The following is a 1,087-nucleotide window of genomic DNA, read 5'->3' as shown; positions in this document are numbered from 1 at the left end:
AGCCTTGTCGATAAACTTTGCTTTTTTAAGGCTTGGCTCACTTGTATTCAAGCTCTCGTGACGGGGCTCTTTTCCTTGTAGATTTACTAGCATTGCTTCTTCTCCTCTCCCTTCTAACGATTTCAACTGGCTTATTTTCTTGGCTCAATAAGAGTAAGTTGGATTTCCTGGTGACCGTTAAGTTTCTGCCATAGAGTAACAAGCTGGTAAGAACACATAACAAAAGTTTCCAGGGACTGCGCCTGCGGTGCAGCCCCTGAAATTGGCGTTATGCATACAAAACCATAGAGTTAGCTTTCACAATACTTTTTGTATTCGTACCCTGATTTTACAAACCCACACTTTTCTAAAGAACGAACTGCTGCTACGGAAATAGGATCAGAAGTAAACCCTGAAAAACAATCTGCTTTATTAACCCGTTCTAAAGATCTCAGTGCAGATCGTATTATTGGTCCAAAATCATTGGGAAAAGTTCTTGTAACTCTAAAAAAATGATCAGTATCACTAAAATCTCCAACGGAAAAATATCCTTTAAACTGAATCAAATCAGATGTCTTTAATAATTCTTCAGCTATATTAAAAACAATTTCTTGAATTCGTGATTTTAAATTATCTCTATCAATTTCAGGAATAGGCATTCCTCTAAATTTTTTATAGCACTCAAATATTGAGAGCAAAGCTTCTGAGCCAAGACCTCTGCCTGTATAATTCTTAAGAAGGTGACGACTAATAGCCAAAAAAAATAAAAAAAAGAAAATAAAAAAAAGAAAATAAAGGAAAAAAAAGAGGAAAAAAAAGGACATCCATAAAATCCCATACAACCAGCAACAAACTTGAATACCGCCCTAGCCCAAATTTCCCTGATCAGCTCAAATCTTTCTTACTGGAATATCTGTAAAGACCATTAAACAATGGTTAAAACGCTGAAATCACTTTCAAAAAAAAGGACATCCATAAAAAAAAAGGACATCCATAAAATCCCATACAACCAGCAACAAACTTGAATACCGCCCTAGCCCAAATCTCCCTGATCAGCTCAAATCTTCCTTACTGGAATACCCGTAAAGGCCATTAAACAATGGTTAAA

The 1,087-nt window shown here is 35.9% G+C and carries 1 protein-coding gene; it reads right to left on the bottom strand.

Annotation, left to right across the window (positions count from 1 at the left end):
• Positions 1–290: 290 nt before the first annotated feature.
• Positions 291–803 carry a hypothetical protein gene (locus tag GZ78_RS27010; RefSeq protein ID WP_034843449.1) on the bottom strand — a complete coding sequence of 171 codons (513 nt, stop codon included), beginning with the start codon at positions 801–803 and terminating at the stop codon, positions 291–293.
• Between the last annotated feature and the right edge of the window lie 284 nt (positions 804–1,087).

It is taken from the genome of Endozoicomonas numazuensis, assembly GCF_000722635.1.
GTDB classification, from domain to species: Bacteria; Pseudomonadota; Gammaproteobacteria; order Pseudomonadales; family Endozoicomonadaceae; genus Endozoicomonas_A; species Endozoicomonas_A numazuensis.
Note: the sequence above shows the minus strand (reverse complement) of the source record. Positions and strands in the feature narration are given on the sequence as shown.